The following is a 15,651-nucleotide window of genomic DNA, read 5'->3' as shown; positions in this document are numbered from 1 at the left end:
ACTTTCTTATAGTACCAAAAAACTAAACTTTTTGACAATCCTGATTTATCAATTAGGAAGATGAAATAAGCATAGCTACATTGATGCCGCTAATCGTGACCATAGGAGACCCTCCTCCAGGGTGAGTCGTTCCTCCTACAAAATATAAGTTTTTAACATCTTTTGAGACGTTGCTTGGCCGAAGAAAACTATCCATTTTCCGGTTTGAACTCACGCCGTACAAAGCACCTTTAAATGCACCAAACGTTTGTTCAATTTCATATGGAGTAACAATTCGTTCATGTACAAGTGAAGGCTCGATATCTAAACCAAACTGAGAAAGCTTGCGATAGACAACTTCTCTGTAAGCTTTCATTTCTTCTTGATTCTCTTCTTTCACTGCAGGAGCATTCACTAAAATAAATAAATTATCACCCGGAGCTACCGTGTTATCGGTATATGAAGAATTACAAATATAGATGGTGGGATCGGTTGGAAGCGTTTTTTTCTGAAATAGCTCATAGAATTCCTGTTTATAATCCTGAGAAAAATACACTTGATGATGAATCAGCTGAGAAAAGCGCTTCTTAACAGCTGCCATGATCACATAAGCTGATATGGAAGGCTCAAATTCAGCTGCTTTTTTGTTTTTAAAATGAGGTCTATCCTGTTCTTTTACAAGTGCCGGATAGGCTTTTAGCAAGTCGCCGTTCACAATAACGATATCCGCGTCTATCTTTCCTTCTCCATTTATTTCCACTCCGACAGCCCGTTTATTTTTTACGATTATTTCAGTAACGCTGCAGTTTGTATACAGCTTTCCTCCAGCTTTTTGGAACACATGTCCCAGCCCTTTTGCAATTCTAGGATTTCCTCCTTTTACATAGTACACCCCATCATTCATTTCTAAATGTCCAATCAGTGAAAACGTAGCGGGTGATGTATAAGGTGAAGATCCGATATAGGTTGCATATCGATTAAATGCATTTCGAATGTTTTCGTTTCGAAAAAAACGCTGATGAAACGTATCTACTGTTTCAAACGGCCTTACTTGCAGCAATGCTTTTAATAAAGAAGGGTTTGTGTAATCTTTCCACGATGAAAATGTTCGGTAAAAAAATTGGCTTTTTGCAATGTCGTATATTCTTTTTACTTCTTTTAAATAGGCAGGATATTGCTCCGCAGCAAAGGGATCGAGAAGTTCAAGCTGCTGAATCATTTTTCTTTCATCTATAGACATGGAAAATTTGGAGCCGTCGGTGAAGAAATTATTCGTATGATGCGTTAGTTTGACAAGAGGCATATAGTCTTCTGGACGTTCACCCGCTTGCTCAAATAACCACTGAAAAACTTCGGGCATGGTAATGGTATTAGGCCCAAAATCAAAAGAATATTCTCCTAGCTGCACAGGCATCATTTTTCCGCCTACATGCTCGTTTTTTTCCACAATTGTGACATCGAACCCCTTTGTTTGAAGAAGAACTCCTGCAGCTAATCCGCCTAACCCTGCCCCAACTATTAGTACTTTTTTCATTGATAATGCCTTCCTTTCCATTCATATCCCTGCTTTTTTCGTTCACGCTTCATGGAATGATTCATCAGCAGCATCAGCACAATTGCCGACGCGGGCATCGTGCAAAATAAAAGCCCTTTTTGCTGAGCCGACCGGTCAATTAAAAACCGCTGAAAAAGCATAATGCAAAAAGGCAGAATCCAAAGCATGTTGCCTGTGAATATTCCTGCTATAAAAAAAGGAAGCGGCAGCACATAGTAACAGGCAAAAAAAACGCTTAGTACCCAAACTGCTTTAGCGGAGCGGCCCAGACCTACAAAGATGTTTTTAGCAAAACCGTTCCATACTTCTTCTGTTGTTTCATACATATAACAGCTAACATGAGAGGTAATATTAGCTAAAATGACGCGGTGTTCCTTTTGTTTAAAAAGCTGGGCTAGGTGGACATCTTCTACTAATGAAGATTTGACGGCTTCATGTCCCCCTACGGCCTCGTAAGCTTCTTTTTTTATAAACATAAAAGCACCGTGAGCCGCTGAAGCTTTGCTCATCTTGTTACGATTAGCTACGACAACCGGTAAATAACTAAAAACAACCACATGCTGAAGCGGAACAACCAATGCTTCTAACCACGTTTTTACGGGAAAACGTGGGAAACCTGTTAAAAGAGCGGCTTTGGTCGCTTGTGCTGTGGCTAAAGTATGTTCTAGTGTACGTTCTTTTAGTTCTACATCTGCATCTACAAACAATAAATAGTCTCCATTTGCAGCTTGGGAAAGCTGGTGACAGGCATGAACTTTTCCGACCCAACCCTCTCTCAGTTCTTTTCCTTCTATGATGGTAAACCTCGGATCCCCGTGAATTTCTTTCAACAGCTGTGTTCGTGTTTGATCTGTGGACTGATCGTCTAGTATGACACATTCTAGATTGCTGTACGTTAATCCTTTAATAGAGGAAATGATTCGCTTTACATTTCGTTCTTCATTTCGCATTGGAATCAAAATAGAAATGAGAGGCTGAGGTGTTTTGGAATCCGGCTCGTATCTTTTTAATTTAGGCATTGCTTGAATATTTACAATGGTTAGAAGCAGCATAAAAATAAATAAAAGCATATAGTAAATCATTCTTTCACCTTCGCTTTCCACCACGTTAACCATTCACTAAGCGTCTTTTTTCCTTTTAATAAAACCGTAAATTCCTCATCGTTTTCTTGAATTATTTTCTGTTTTTGATGATCAAGCTGAGCAGTGACTGCACCGCCTAGTGTGTTGGTTATCTCTTCTCTTGCCTTAGCTGAGTCGTAAAAAACAGCTTGCCCTACCCAGATAAAAAGCTCCGGTCGCTGATCATGGCGAAACGTATAATAATATGTAATGGGAATAACTTCAACGTCAGAATGCTTTTTTAGAAGAAAAGCAGGTCCTTCAGAAAAAGTTAACGGTCTTTTTTCAAGATGCTCTTCTTTTCCTTGGGGAAAAATAAGCACCGCTTTTTTCTCTTCTAACAGCTTACTGGCAAACCTTAACGATTCCACCGTATGCTTGGGAGACGCTGCATTTACCGAAAAAGCTCCGATTCGTTGAAAAAAAGGAAAATCCTTCATTCCTTGTTCGGACATCATAGCGTATAGATCTGTTTTTAATACCGCGTTATTTAAATAAAATGTCACTAAACCGTCCCACCAGCTGGAATGATTAGCAATTAATAAAATTTTTTTATCTTTTGGGAGCTCTTCTATATGTAAATGAATACGATAAAATTGCTTTTTAAGCTGATATGTGACAAACAGTTGAAAAAATCGCTCAAATATTGAGTTTTTCTTCGGGTAAATCATAAGCGAGTCTCCTTTTTATACACAATATAAAGGATAAGAAAAGGAATCATCGTCAGCCATACGACAAGCCATAGGCCATTTGCTAGCGCTACAATCACAAACATCATGACAACTGAACTATACAAAAATACCATTCTTTTTTCCCACACCGGATTTTCCTCTTTAGGAGACTTAGCTAAAAAGAAATATACGAACAGCTGAATGAAGAAAGACAATAAAAACCAGCCGGAGAAATTTGATAAAGGAATATTATAATAAAAGCTGTCCCCTTCCCACACCCAATATTGTTTAACAACATAGGCAACAGGATCAATAGCCAAATCCATAATAACAGCAAACAGCGAACTAATGACTGCATAGACAATTCCATGGACAATAAAAGGCAACTCCATACGTTTCATAATTCCTAGAGCTAGTATTCTGCTTGTAATCACAACCATAAACCAAGCCGAACCAATGGTCAGAGGAACACCTAAAATTTTGGCGCCAAAATCTTTTTCATAATCGTAGGATCCAAATAAAAATCCATACTTCACACCTAGACTTTCGATATAAATAGATGCGCCTGTCACAAATATCGCAACGAGCAGTGCCCGCCTTACTCCATAAGCTTTAGCTAGATAAATAAGAGCAAGAAGACTGCTCAAGTGTAAAAAGACCGCGTTTGCCCATTCTAACCATGAAGGCAGCAAATCGAAGGAAAGCAAGACGACTCCGCATACGTACCAGATAAGAAAAAAACGATAAATACCATTTGTGATCATCCTCTATCCACCTTCTCTCCAGCTTCTTTTTGTCAAAGTGCTATTATATAAGCTTGTACCCATTCTCTCCATTTTCAATGTGCTCTTTTTTATGAGTAGTCCGCGCTCTCTTAAAATTATGTAAAAACAGCCACTGTTAGTACGTTCCCTAAATAAGAGACTTTATTACTTATTTATAAACAAAAATAAAATAAACGTCCATTAAAATCTACGGATGTATAGATTGTAATGACGTTTATTTTTTCTTATGTATATACACTTCTAATAGCTTTTTGACAATGAGTCCGACAACAAGTCCAGGTATAACAGACAGCATAGGAAGCCAAATTGGTCCTATAAAAACACCGTTGATGGTTGTTACTGAGGAATACATAATGCCTACTGTAACAAAATAAGCACAGGAGACAAAAGGAATAAATGTAAATCTCGATGCGCCGTTTTCTGCTTCTTTAACAGCATCCCAAATTGCAAAGAAATACAAACATGGATAAAACATTAACCACTGCATGTTCATTACCTCTAGGGACTGCCTTGTTTCTCCTAAAAAGCTTAAGCGAATGCCTTCATTAAAATTTGCGCCCATATTAATGAGAAATTCAAGTACAATAAACAAAATTCCTTTTATATGTTTTTTGTTTAGTAATTGTCCAAAGCCCGGCAACGCAATGCTCCATAAAAGAGCTTCTAGTCTAGTCACGTTCTGTCCTAACATTTTGACGTATAAAAGAACTCCACAGCATGATATCAGTAGAAATTTTGTCCATAGTTATCAACCTCACAATAATTTACTCATAGTTTTTGTAAATGTAAAATTTTTATACTACATCTCCTTTAATATTTGTAACTTATTGTAAATTGATAAAAAGTTTAGCTATTCGACCAGACATTTTCGTTTAGAATTTTCTGTTTATTAAAACAAAATCGTACGATATACTAGTTTTATACGTACGAAAGGATGAGAAAGCTGACATGGAAACAAGTTTTTTTTCAATTTTAATACTAGGGTTTCTTTTAGGAATCAAGCATGCTCTAGAACCAGATCATATTATCGCTGTATCAACCATTGCTTCAAAAAGTAAAAAGCTATGGCGCTCTTCGCTTGCAGGCGTATACTGGGGGATTGGTCATACGCTTACGCTGTTTATTTTTGGCATGATTTTAATGGTGTTAAAAAGCAGTATTTCTGAACGCATGAGCATGTCACTTGAATTTTTAGTGGGCATTATGCTCGTTTACCTCGGTTTTACATCGTTTCTGTCTTACAAAAAACAAGTACATACGCATCATGAAAAAACGTCTTACTTAAAGTCATTAGGCATTGGTTTTGTTCATGGACTGGCCGGAAGCGCAGCGATGGTTGTATTAACGATGAGCACCGTTACTCACGTATGGCAAGGTGCTCTGTACATTATCATTTTTGGAATCGGCACTTGTCTTGGTATGCTGTTATTTACAACGGTTATTGGGATTCCATTCGTTACAACTAAAAAACAAGTGACGTTAAACCGCTGCTTGATGCAGGTAACAGGCGCTGTCAGCATTATATTTGGCCTTTATTATATGTATAATTTAGGTGTAAGCGACGGATTGTTTAGCCTGTGGTTCTAAAAGCGAATGAGACATAACGAAAACAATTCAATCTAAAGATGAACAAGTAGGATAAATGATCTGGACTGCCTGTTCCACAGCTGTTGATTTCTGTGCAAGACGTCGCTTTGCCCTTTAATCAACGGCTAGAAGGAGCTACATACAGGGGACACACGTTCACCCTACCAATAAAAAGATCCGAACGAATTTGATTCTCCATTAAGAATCCAGCTCGTTCGGATCTTCTTTCAACTAACATATTTTTGTCCCAGCCTCTTTAATACTTACGCAAAAATGATACTTCAGCTTTTAGTAAATGCTGTCGGAACAATCCGTATACTTTAGCGATTATGTCTTCAACTTCTTGTGTACTAGCAGCTAATATTCGAATAGCACATCCAGGGATCGGAAGTGTGGAAGCTCCTACTTTACACCCAGCCTCTTCGCACAGCTGATGTACTTTCGCTATAAATGCGTCGTCGGCGTTTGGATGAACAATGATAATCGATCCAAAATGAGTATACCCTTCCATTTTCATCATGCCGCGCAAATGGCTTTCTGGCTTCAAGTATAAGTGATCGTATACCTTCAGCTGCTCGTTTACATACAGTTTAAGCTTGGAACGCATAGAGGTATATTGAAACAGCTGCCCATCCGGCGACCACCCCGGGGTGATGCTGTCACACATAAACAAAGCAGCGTTTTGTGCCATATGAACCGTTATTTCTTGGACAAATGCAGCATTTTCATACAAAATAAGCGGGTCTGGTATATATTCCATGATGGCTTGTTCTTCAAGGGTTATACACGTTTCTTGTAAAACAGCTTCGTTCGGTGTTTTGTACACCTTTGTCGCAGATTGAGTAGTAGCCGTCAGCTGCGCATTTTTCTCTACCGTTATCATCGTTTTATACTTGTCTCCGCTCACGTATCCTCCGCCTACGTGAAGCATATAAACAAAAGGTGATTCAGGAGTCAGGTAAATAGGTCTGGCAACTTTGAAAGCACCGTAATGGTACGTATCTTTAATAACGGTTCGCTCACTGTTTTTTTCTGCTCGAAGCTCTAAATAACCCGTGTAGCTCATGATTCAAGGCCGATTAAAAAGGCCTCTTTTTTAATCCATTCTATCACTTGGTCGAGCCCTTTATCTTCTTTTAAATTGGTGAAAACAAAAGGCTTGTGCCCTCTTGCTTGGATTGTATCTTTTTCCATTACTTCTAAACTGGCTCCTACATACGGGGCTAAATCTGTTTTGTTGATAATGAATAAATCAGATTTAATCATTCCTTGCCCGCCTTTACGCGGGATTTTTTCCCCTTGTGCTACGTCGATGATATAAATCGAAAAATCAACGAGCTCTGGGCTAAACGTTGCGGCTAAATTATCTCCTCCGCTTTCTACAAAAATAAGTTCAACATCGGGGTGACGTTCCACTAACTCATCGATCGCAGCAAAGTTCATAGATGCATCTTCTCGAATGGCCGTATGAGGACATCCTCCTGTTTCTACTCCTACGATACGATTTTCCGGTAAAATACTGTTTTTTACTAGAAATTGCGCGTCTTCTTTTGTATAAATATCGTTTGTAACGACTGCCATGCTTAGCTGTCCTTCTAGTGCACGCGTTACTCGTTCTACTAACATTGTTTTTCCTGCACCAACAGGTCCACCAATTCCAATTTTAATTGCATTCATTTTTTACGCCTTCATCGTTAGAAGGCCTTCCCTCCTTTTTTATGACATGAACAATCGGACATGCAATTGTTCATGCTGCATTTGAGCGATTTCTAACCCTGGTGTCACGGCACCAAATTCCTCTTGATCCGCTTGTAAAATATGCTGAAGTGCGTGCTGCAGCAGCGGCTGAAAAAGAATGAGCGTTTTTTGTCCATCCGTTTGACCGATCGGTATGCCGCGAACAGCATTTTGAATTAACGAAGAAATGCTAGCGTACAAGTGACTTAAAATTGCCTCTTCTTTTGTGAAATTTAACTGCAGGCTGGCTAACGCAAATACAACAGCAGGATGTCCATACGCCTTCTTTGCTTTTACCTCACTCATATACTTTTCTAAATAAGAGCCTTGAAATAATTCTAAGCAAAGTTTTAACATGCGCTGACCCACGCGCCTTGTCCCTTCTCTTGTTTCTTTTGACAAAGCAAGAGCGTATAATTCATGATCCACTCTCATAATTTCGTTAAACTGGTCATGAGCCGCATACTCATAAGCCAGTCTGCATGCTAAGCCGTCCGTATACGTCAGCTGAACATCAAGGTATGTACGAAGCGCTTCTTGAAAGGTTTCTGTGTTATAAATTTGATCTCGCTGAATATACGTTTCAAAGCCAAAAGAATGTGAAAATGCACCGGATGGAAAATTTGAATCACATAGTTGAATCAGCGAAAGCAATGAATTAGTCATGACTGTGTCCGATATGCTTAAAAGCTTGTTTTACTTTTCTTTTTTCGCGCTTATAGGGAATATCAAGCTGTTGAAGCAATTCTTCGACTAAATAATCGTACTGTACGAGCATGTCTCCACCTTCAAACTGTGCCGGCAAATGTCGGTTGCCAAGCTGATGAGCAATTTCTCCCATTTGCTGAATATCAATCGGCTGAATGGTTAAAATATCGTCTGCCAGCACCTGCACAACAATCATATTGCTTTCATCCATAAACAGCACGTCGCCATCAGTGAGCTCACGGTTTTCTTTTAGACGAATTCCTAGTTCCTTACCGTGATCTGTTACAACGCGCTGAACGCGTTTTACTAAGTGATCACTTTCGATATATACCTTTTCTATATGTGGAGCCCGTTTTTCTAATGTTGCCATATTTCCGATAATTTTTTCGATTACCATTTCTTTCACCTCAAAATAAAAAGTATCGCTGCGCCATAGGAACAACTTCTGCTGCTTCACATGTAATCATTTGTCCATCTACTTTTACTTCGTACGTTTGGGGATCAACTTCAATTTTAGGCATTTCTCCGTTTAACTTCATATCTGTTTTTTTTAATTGACGAATATTTTTAACCGGTTTAAGCAGCTTTTGTAACCCCAGTTTCTCGCCCACTTTGTTCTCGTACGCTGCTTTTGACACAAATGTAAGAGACGTTTTAGCTCTTGCTTTTCCATAAGAAGCAAACATCGGACGGTATAAAACCGGCTGTGGAGTTGGAATTGAAGCGTTAGGATCTCCCATTAAGCTGTGTGCAATCAAACCGCCTTTTACAATCAAGTCAGGCTTTATTCCAAAAAACGCTGGCTCCCATAGGACTAAGTCAGCCATTTTCCCTGTTTCTACCGATCCTACGTATTCGGAAATTCCATGAGCAATAGCTGGATTAATCGTATATTTAGCTACATAGCGTTTGACACGTGCGTTATCGCCAGCTTCGCTGTCACCATCAAGTTTCCCTCGCTGCTTTTTCATTTTGTCAGCTGTTTGCCACGTTCTTGTAATCACTTCTCCTACACGTCCCATTGCTTGGGAATCTGAAGAAATCATACTGAATATACCTAAATCGTGTAAAATATCTTCAGCTGCAATCGTTTCTTTGCGAATGCGAGAATCAGCAAAAGCGATGTCTTCTGGTACAGAGGGATCAAGATGATGACATACCATGAGCATATCTAAATGCTCTTCAAGCGTGTTGACAGTATAGGGTCTTGTTGGATTAGTTGATGATGGAAGCACGTTTGGAAAGCTTGCCATTTCCATAATATCAGGCGCATGTCCGCCTCCAGCTCCTTCAGTATGATAGGTATGAATGACGCGATCACCAATCGCTGCAATCGTATCTTCGACAAATCCGCCTTCATTTAAAGTATCTGTATGAATCGCAATTTGAACATCGTACTCGTCTGCTACCTGTAAGCTTGTGTCAATGGCAGATGCCGTGGTTCCCCAGTCTTCATGAAGCTTAAGTCCAATGGCTCCTGCTTCAATTTGCTCAATTAAAGGCTCTTTAGCACTTGCATTCCCTTTTCCTAAAAAGCCAATATTCATTGGAAATGCTTCAGCAGCTTCGAGCATTCGTTCAATATGCCACGCTCCAGGTGTACAAGTGGTAGCTTTTGTTCCTGTGGCCGGTCCCGTTCCTCCTCCAATCATTGTTGTAACTCCAGAGGCAAGAGCAGTTTCAATTTGCTGCGGACAAATGAAATGAATATGTGCATCAATACCGCCGGCGGTTACAATTTTTCCTTCAGCTGCAATCACTTCTGTACTCGCCCCAATGATGATGTCTACTTCATCCATCAGCAGGGGATTACCCGCTTTTCCTATGGTTTGAATGAGTCCATCTTTTATTCCAATATCTGCTTTATATATGCCTGTATAATCAACAATAATTGCATTTGTCAACACTAAGTCCGCTGCTTCGCTTCGTGTTGCAAGAGGATGCTGCCCCATTCCGTCACGAATGACTTTTCCTCCGCCGAACTTTACTTCATCTCCGTACGTGGTGAAATCTTTTTCAATTTCAATGAATAGCTCTGTGTCTGCTAAACGAATAGCATCTCCGACGGTTGGTCCAAACATATCTGCATACTGACGCCGGGACATTTGAAAACTCATCTTATATATCTTCCTTTCTATCAGAAAGCGATCTGTTTGTTTTATTGTTAAGACCGTAGACTTCTCTTGTTCCGGAGAAAGCAACGAGATCGACTTCTTTTGCATCACCTGGTTCAAAACGAACGGCTGTACCGGCCGGAATATTTAAATGATAGCCAAGCGAAGCTTCGCGGGGGAACTCGAGTGCAGCATTCACTTCAAAAAAATGAAAGTGAGACCCTACTTGAACAGGTCGATCGCCTCTATTGATTACAGTCACGCTAATCGATTTCTTACCGTTATTACATGTGATTGGATCTTTTTTCAAAAAATATTCCCCTGGAATCATATCTTTCCCTCCTCTTAACGAATTGGATCGTGCACAGTGACGAGCTTGGTTCCGTCTGGAAAGGTAGCTTCTACTTGAATATCATGAATCATTTCCGGAATACCTTCCATTACATCTTCTCGTTTTAAAATCTTGGTCCCTTCTTGCATTAGCTGTGCTACCGTCTTGCCATCACGAGCTCCTTCCATAATTTCATATGTAATGATCGCTACTGCTTCGGGATAGTTAAGTTTTAATCCTCTTGTCTGACGGCGTCTTGCTAAGTCTGCAGCTACGACAATCATTAATTTTTCTTGTTCTCTCGACGTAAGTTTCAATGAAAGCTTCCTTTCTGCTAATCTATTTTCTTGTTAACATCAAATGTGATATTTTCTAACACAAATGCATAACTAATTATAGTAAATTTTCTGATAAAAAACAAAGGATTTATCTCTTCTGATAAAAAAAGATGAGCATATTTGCTCACCTTTTACTCTTTTGAAATCGCTTGTGTTTTCCATTTCTGCAGGTGTTTCCAGCCCAAACCTTCAGCTAGCTGAAGGTTTGCATAGTCTACTCCTTTTTCAATAGAAGCTTCATACCCAAATAAATAATAGCGCAAGCCAGCGTTTAATACTACTTGATTATAGACGTAAGTCAGTTCGGAAGAAGATTCACCCTCCAGAATGCGCGTCACATATTCCGCTTGTTTTTCAACACTTATTTTCTTTTCAAAGTGCTCTTCTTCCACAAACAGTCCGTATTCTTTTGGATTGACGATAAACGACTCCATCTCTCCTTCTGAGATCGTAAAAACAAAGCTGCTTCTATGTACAGGTACATCTTCAGATCCTTCTATCCCTTGCACCACGTATACATGTTTGAAAGGCAGAGAAGCAAAAATAGGCACAATCTTATTAATGGCCGTTCGATGAAAAGCCCCCATCATTAAAGAAGAAGCATTTGATAAGTTTAGTAGTTTTTCAACCGTATTAATAAGTGTCCTTACACCTATTTCATGACGAACTTGTTTGATGCGGCTAAGAGGATAAGAGATTGTTTCGGCATTTGCAAAGCCAATTTTTAACGTTTCAAAAGCATGACCGATGTCTTCAATCGTTTGAGCTTGAGGGATCTGTAATGAATGAAGTACGTCTTCAATCGTTGTTCCAAACTTTGGAGGAAGCGCTTCTGTACAGTGTAAAAAAGCTGGCACACCTCTTTCAGCTAATAAAATCGATACAGGAATGGTCGCAAAAAATGAATTCCTCCCTGCATAAGGGCTTGCAAAATCAATTGATTTATCTTTTAACCGCTGAGACAGCGGTATTTCTTTTGTTTTTTCACGAAAAGCATGAACGAATCCCAATAGTTCATCTGCATTTTCAGTTTTAATACGTTCTGCAATAAAAAAAGCAGCGATCTGAGCATCCGTAGCTTGTCCAGAAGCGATTAAGCGAGCTGCTTCTTTTGCTTGTTCATACGTTAAGTCAGTTGATCCCCTTTTTCCGCGCGCTATTTCTTTGATAAATTGCTGCATATCGTACACTTCCTTTTTAACTGAATATTTGTACATTGTATCACATATTTTCTTTGTTCCTTAGATTATCTTCTATCAGGTACGCAAACTGCTAAAAAATATGAAATTAAAGGAAAAGTACTAGTTCTTTTATAACCTAATATAGTATAATCTATCTGCTATACTATTATTTGGATATTTGGGGGACTTTACAAATGAAAAAAGAGAAACTACTTGTACCATTTATAGCAGCATCCGTTTTAGTAGGAGCATCGGTGACAACGCCTGTTTTTAGTCACTCTGCTTATGCTGCTTCTTCTGTCAGCGTTTATCAAAAAGACGTTAATTCGCTAGCAGATTATTACGCACCATTTTATAAAACCGTAGAAAAAAAGCTAAAAGAAATTGAAGGAATAAAAGATGACGAAAAAGCGTTAGCTGCATATGATCAGCTTGCGGATCAAATTGACCAGTTTCTAACAAAGACTGATAAAAATTATGCGATGAATCACCTTAATTCAGAAGCTGATCAGCTTCAAGGGTATTTATACGACAGCTTAATTGCTCTTTATAATTACATTGTGGATCTTGAAGACTATGCGTATGGAGATGTAAGTGACGCGGAATTTAATAAGATCTCTGCAAATTTTGAAAAAGAAATCAACGCATACAATACGCAATTTCAACAAAAAGCGAAGAGCTATAAAACGAAGCGAAAAGTAACGTTTAACGCAAATATGAGTTATTTGCTTGATGAAGATATTCAACCTTCACCAACAGCTCCATCTACACCGGCTGATAGCAATGGCACCTACACGGTGAAAAAAGGAGACACGCTGACAGCAGTTGCTAAAAAGTACGGCATGACGGTAGCAGAATTAAAAAAATTAAACAATTTAAAAACAGATGCGCTAAAAGTTGGACAAGTGCTGAAAGTGAAAAGTGCAAGCGCACCTTCGCCGGCTCCAGCACCTCAAACTTCTGTTAGTGCAAAACAGCAGCAAATTGTATCGTATGCCAAAACGCTAATTGGAAAGCCATATAAATATGGAGGCACGACACCAAAAGGTTTTGATGTATCAGGGTACACACAGTATGTATATAAAAACGCGGGTTCAAATATTTCTATCCCCCGTACAGTAGCAGATCAGTATAAAAGCGGCACGGACGTAAAGCAAAACAGCCTGCAGGCTGGAGATTTAGTTTTCTTTAAAAACGGCAAATCCGTTTCAGTCGTAGGAATTTACCTAGACAAACAAGAATTCATTTATGTCAGCAGCAAAGGCGTTAAAACGCAATCACTTTCAACAGCGTACTGGAAAAACAGCTATGCGGGCGCAAAGCGTATTATAAAGTAAAAAGAGGTGCCATAAGGCACCTCTTTTGTTTTACTAGCTATGTATTTCTATACTAGACTAGCAATTTTATAAAGAACTTCTTAGTTCATAACCGTGATTTTAACAGATTTTCTTCCGAACTGTTGAGCATCACCTTCAGAAGGAACGAATACATCAATTCGATTACCTTTAATTGCTCCACCTGTATCGGCAGCTACAGCTTCACCATAGCCTTCTACATAAACTTTCGAACCTAATGGAATAACGCTAGGGTCAACAGCGATTACTTTTTGATTTGGATTTGCTTTTAAATCCACTCCTGTAGCAGTTGTACCGCTACATCCAGCACAATTAGCCGTATAGGCAGTTGCTTCAACTGTCATTGATTTGCCGCTAGCTTGTTGTGACGATTCAGCAGGTTGTTGTTCTTTTTGAGCCTGTTCAGCTTGAGCTTGCTGCTGCTCTTTTTGAGCCTGTTCAGCTTGAGCCTGCTGCTGCTCTTTTTGAGCCTGTTCAGCTTGAGCCTGCTGCTGCTCTTTTTGAGCCTGTTCAGCTTGAGCTTGCTGCTGTTCTTCTTGAGCTTGTTCAGCCGGCGCTTGAGCTTGCTGAGCTTCTGGAGCAGCTTGGGCTACTGAAGGGCTTGATTGCTGAGCTTGGCCGTTTGGAGACTGAATTTTTAATTGTTCGCCAGGATAAATTAAATCTGACTTCAGTCCGTTCCATTCTTTAATTTGATCTACCGTCACGCCGTATTGCTGACTGATGGACCATAATGTGTTTCCTTGCTGAACTTTGTGCGTCATTTCTTTTATAGTAGCTACGTTTAATTCTTGATTTGGATAAATAATATTAGATGTTAAGTTATTTGCATCTTTTAGCTCGTCTACGCTCACGCTGTGCTTTTGAGCGACTTTCCATAACGTATCACCTTTTTCTACGTGATACGTTCCGCTTGTAGAAGCAGAAGCTGCACCTACAAATCCCGCTGAAAGGATTGCTGTTGTTCCTAGAGTAAATATAAATTTTTTCATTACGAATACCTCCTTATTTACTCAATGATTGAATGATATCATCCTCACATTTCACAGCCGTTACAGAGCCATGCTACTTTTATTACAAAACTTAACAAAACAGAACATTCAATCGTAATATTTCTGATAATTTGGCTATATGATAAAACGTTTCTACTTTTTACTGCTTTTTATTGTTGTTTTTACTAAAATAGTTAAATTTCTCTATCGTTACTGGCTATGCCTCTTCTTTTTTATTGACCATTTAACGGGTATATTAAGTTTTTTTCATAACAAAAAAAGAGGTTGGGACATAACGAAATGAATTCAGTCAACTGCTAGAAGGAACTACATAAATGAAACCTATGTTCACCATAACAAAAAAAGCGAACCGCTCATCAAAAATTTTGATGAGCGGTTCGCTTTTCAATTCGGCTAAACTACTTTTGTCTCAGCTTTTTTATTTCTTGTTAAATCCTTGCTTTTCAACGAATTCTTTCATATACATACGCTTAGGATTGGAAAGCATTTCAGCCATTTGGCCAGTCCATGTGTCTTGGCGTTTGCCATTTGTTCTTTCATTGTAATAAGCAGAAATTTCTTCGTTATACGCTGTTAATTCTTTTTTCGTCTGCTCATCGTTCGGCTCATATGTTTCTTCATGATACACATGTTTAAATGGTAAGCGCGGCTTTTTATCCGTAATACCCGCTGGATGTCCAACCGTTAGACCAAATAACGGGATTACATGATGAGGCAGTTTTAACACTTTGCTTACTTCTTCTAATTCGTTACGCAAACCGCCAATGTAACAAGCTCCAAGTCCCATTGATTCAGCAGCAAGCGTTGCATTTTGCGCAGCAAGGGCAACGTCAATAATAGCTACCATAAACTGCTCTGTGCTTTCGAGCGCTGTCGATAAATCTTTTTTCTCCATTTGCGCAATGACATCATGACGGTGAAAGTCAGCGCAAAATACAAAGAAGTGGCCATTTGTTTCTACGTAAGGCTGATTTCCTGCTAATTGAGCAAGCTTTCGCTTCGTTTCTTTATCTTTTACTCCAATAATGGAATACGCTTGAATATAGCTTGATGTGGAAGCTGCCTGTGCGCTTTCTACAATCGTCTGAATTTGCTCTTCGGACAATGGTTTGTCTTCATATTTGCGAATAGAACGATGATTTAAAATCGTTTCAATAACTGAATTCATATTATAAT

The 15,651-nt window shown here is 39.1% G+C and carries 17 protein-coding genes; 2 read left to right on the top strand and 15 right to left on the bottom strand.

Translation table 11 applies throughout. The features are described 5' to 3' along the window. Window positions 1-52 precede the first annotated feature (52 nt). The 5 genes from AC1D0Y_RS20095 to AC1D0Y_RS20075 form a co-directional block, all read right to left on the bottom strand. Complete coding sequence (locus tag AC1D0Y_RS20095; RefSeq protein ID WP_477707867.1) at window positions 53-1,513, bottom strand: phytoene desaturase family protein; 1,461 nt, start codon at window positions 1,511-1,513, stop codon at window positions 53-55. After that, window positions 1,510-2,649, bottom strand: a complete 1,140-nt coding sequence (locus tag AC1D0Y_RS20090; RefSeq protein WP_477707866.1) for a glycosyltransferase family 2 protein — start codon at window positions 2,647-2,649, stop codon at window positions 1,510-1,512. Before AC1D0Y_RS20090 ends, AC1D0Y_RS20095 begins: the two co-directional genes overlap by 4 nt. Beyond that, complete coding sequence (locus tag AC1D0Y_RS20085) at window positions 2,613-3,326, bottom strand: lysophospholipid acyltransferase family protein (RefSeq protein ID WP_050689803.1); 714 nt, start codon at window positions 3,324-3,326, stop codon at window positions 2,613-2,615. Before AC1D0Y_RS20085 ends, AC1D0Y_RS20090 begins: the two co-directional genes overlap by 37 nt. Continuing rightward, window positions 3,323-4,090 carry a carotenoid biosynthesis protein gene (locus AC1D0Y_RS20080; RefSeq protein WP_098332831.1) on the bottom strand — a complete coding sequence of 256 codons (768 nt, stop codon included), beginning with the start codon at window positions 4,088-4,090 and terminating at the stop codon, window positions 3,323-3,325. The genes AC1D0Y_RS20085 and AC1D0Y_RS20080 overlap by 4 nt, the downstream gene beginning before the upstream one ends. 235 nt (window positions 4,091-4,325) lie before the next feature. Further along, the gene (locus AC1D0Y_RS20075) at window positions 4,326-4,787 is read right to left on the bottom strand and encodes a hypothetical protein (protein WP_013057650.1); all 462 of its coding nucleotides are present in this window, start codon (window positions 4,785-4,787) and stop codon (window positions 4,326-4,328) included. Between the two features lie 272 nt (window positions 4,788-5,059). On the opposite strand from AC1D0Y_RS20075, the gene AC1D0Y_RS20070 reads away from it, so the two are divergent. Next, entirely contained in the window at window positions 5,060-5,698 is a 639-nt protein-coding gene (locus AC1D0Y_RS20070) for a HoxN/HupN/NixA family nickel/cobalt transporter (protein WP_016764672.1), read from the top strand. A gap of 256 nt (window positions 5,699-5,954) precedes the next feature. Here the strand turns inward: AC1D0Y_RS20070 and AC1D0Y_RS20065 are convergent, their stop codons facing one another. The 8 genes from AC1D0Y_RS20065 to AC1D0Y_RS20030 form a co-directional block, all read right to left on the bottom strand. After that, on the bottom strand, window positions 5,955-6,764 hold the full coding sequence (locus AC1D0Y_RS20065; protein ID WP_477707865.1) for an urease accessory protein UreD: 810 nt from the start codon (window positions 6,762-6,764) through the stop codon (window positions 5,955-5,957). After that, window positions 6,761-7,375, bottom strand: coding sequence for an urease accessory protein UreG (gene ureG / locus AC1D0Y_RS20060; RefSeq protein WP_028409112.1), 615 nt, complete (start codon window positions 7,373-7,375; stop codon window positions 6,761-6,763). The genes AC1D0Y_RS20065 and ureG overlap by 4 nt, the downstream gene beginning before the upstream one ends. Before the next feature lie 39 nt (window positions 7,376-7,414). Then, complete coding sequence (locus AC1D0Y_RS20055) at window positions 7,415-8,101, bottom strand: urease accessory protein UreF (RefSeq protein ID WP_060746912.1); 687 nt, start codon at window positions 8,099-8,101, stop codon at window positions 7,415-7,417. Continuing rightward, on the bottom strand, window positions 8,094-8,540 hold the full coding sequence (gene ureE / locus AC1D0Y_RS20050) for an urease accessory protein UreE (RefSeq protein WP_050689807.1): 447 nt from the start codon (window positions 8,538-8,540) through the stop codon (window positions 8,094-8,096). The genes AC1D0Y_RS20055 and ureE overlap by 8 nt, the downstream gene beginning before the upstream one ends. Before the next feature lie 10 nt (window positions 8,541-8,550). Next, entirely contained in the window at window positions 8,551-10,260 is a 1,710-nt protein-coding gene (gene ureC / locus AC1D0Y_RS20045; protein WP_477707864.1) for an urease subunit alpha, read from the bottom strand. Between the two features lies 1 nt (window position 10,261). After that, window positions 10,262-10,588, bottom strand: coding sequence for an urease subunit beta (locus AC1D0Y_RS20040; RefSeq protein ID WP_060746914.1), 327 nt, complete (start codon window positions 10,586-10,588; stop codon window positions 10,262-10,264). A gap of 14 nt (window positions 10,589-10,602) precedes the next feature. Then, complete coding sequence (locus AC1D0Y_RS20035; RefSeq protein ID WP_028409117.1) at window positions 10,603-10,905, bottom strand: urease subunit gamma; 303 nt, start codon at window positions 10,903-10,905, stop codon at window positions 10,603-10,605. A 152-nt stretch (window positions 10,906-11,057) separates the two neighbouring features. Further along, complete coding sequence (locus AC1D0Y_RS20030; protein ID WP_477707863.1) at window positions 11,058-12,107, bottom strand: anthranilate phosphoribosyltransferase; 1,050 nt, start codon at window positions 12,105-12,107, stop codon at window positions 11,058-11,060. A gap of 194 nt (window positions 12,108-12,301) precedes the next feature. Between AC1D0Y_RS20030 and AC1D0Y_RS20025 the strand changes: the two genes are divergently transcribed. Beyond that, on the top strand, window positions 12,302-13,444 hold the full coding sequence (locus tag AC1D0Y_RS20025; protein ID WP_028409119.1) for a C40 family peptidase: 1,143 nt from the start codon (window positions 12,302-12,304) through the stop codon (window positions 13,442-13,444). Window positions 13,445-13,524: 80 nt separating this feature from the next. On the opposite strand, the gene AC1D0Y_RS20020 is transcribed toward AC1D0Y_RS20025, so the two are convergent. Both AC1D0Y_RS20020 and nfsA read right to left on the bottom strand, forming a co-directional pair. Next, window positions 13,525-14,454 (bottom strand): 3D domain-containing protein, encoded by a 930-nt coding sequence (locus AC1D0Y_RS20020; RefSeq protein WP_132018593.1) that lies wholly within the window; start codon window positions 14,452-14,454, stop codon window positions 13,525-13,527. Window positions 14,455-14,893: 439 nt separating this feature from the next. After that, window positions 14,894-15,643 carry an oxygen-insensitive NADPH nitroreductase gene (gene nfsA, locus AC1D0Y_RS20015; RefSeq protein ID WP_028409121.1) on the bottom strand — a complete coding sequence of 250 codons (750 nt, stop codon included), beginning with the start codon at window positions 15,641-15,643 and terminating at the stop codon, window positions 14,894-14,896. Window positions 15,644-15,651: the final 8 nt, after the last annotated feature.

The sequence above is a fragment of the Priestia sp. P1_B12_1 genome, from assembly GCF_056406695.1.
The sequence above is the reverse complement of the archived record's forward strand: the minus strand, read 5'-3'. Positions and strand labels throughout refer to the sequence as shown.

Coding starts and splice junctions, on each gene's coding strand:
- nfsA (WP_028409121.1), bottom strand. CDS start 15,643: ATGAATTCAGTTATTGAAACGATTTTAAATCATCGTTCTATTCGCAAA.
- AC1D0Y_RS20085 (WP_050689803.1), bottom strand. CDS start 3,326: ATGATTTACCCGAAGAAAAACTCAATATTTGAGCGATTTTTTCAACTG.
- AC1D0Y_RS20070 (WP_016764672.1), top strand. CDS start 5,060: ATGGAAACAAGTTTTTTTTCAATTTTAATACTAGGGTTTCTTTTAGGA.
- ureG (WP_028409112.1), bottom strand. CDS start 7,375: ATGAATGCAATTAAAATTGGAATTGGTGGACCTGTTGGTGCAGGAAAA.
- AC1D0Y_RS20040 (WP_060746914.1), bottom strand. CDS start 10,588: ATGATTCCAGGGGAATATTTTTTGAAAAAAGATCCAATCACATGTAAT.
- ureE (WP_050689807.1), bottom strand. CDS start 8,540: ATGGTAATCGAAAAAATTATCGGAAATATGGCAACATTAGAAAAACGG.
- AC1D0Y_RS20030 (WP_477707863.1), bottom strand. CDS start 12,107: ATGCAGCAATTTATCAAAGAAATAGCGCGCGGAAAAAGGGGATCAACT.
- AC1D0Y_RS20095 (WP_477707867.1), bottom strand. CDS start 1,513: ATGAAAAAAGTACTAATAGTTGGGGCAGGGTTAGGCGGATTAGCTGCA.
- AC1D0Y_RS20090 (WP_477707866.1), bottom strand. CDS start 2,649: ATGGTTAACGTGGTGGAAAGCGAAGGTGAAAGAATGATTTACTATATG.
- AC1D0Y_RS20020 (WP_132018593.1), bottom strand. CDS start 14,454: ATGAAAAAATTTATATTTACTCTAGGAACAACAGCAATCCTTTCAGCG.
- ureC (WP_477707864.1), bottom strand. CDS start 10,260: ATGAGTTTTCAAATGTCCCGGCGTCAGTATGCAGATATGTTTGGACCA.
- AC1D0Y_RS20080 (WP_098332831.1), bottom strand. CDS start 4,090: ATGATCACAAATGGTATTTATCGTTTTTTTCTTATCTGGTACGTATGC.
- AC1D0Y_RS20025 (WP_028409119.1), top strand. CDS start 12,302: ATGAAAAAAGAGAAACTACTTGTACCATTTATAGCAGCATCCGTTTTA.
- AC1D0Y_RS20055 (WP_060746912.1), bottom strand. CDS start 8,101: ATGACTAATTCATTGCTTTCGCTGATTCAACTATGTGATTCAAATTTT.
- AC1D0Y_RS20065 (WP_477707865.1), bottom strand. CDS start 6,764: ATGAGCTACACGGGTTATTTAGAGCTTCGAGCAGAAAAAAACAGTGAG.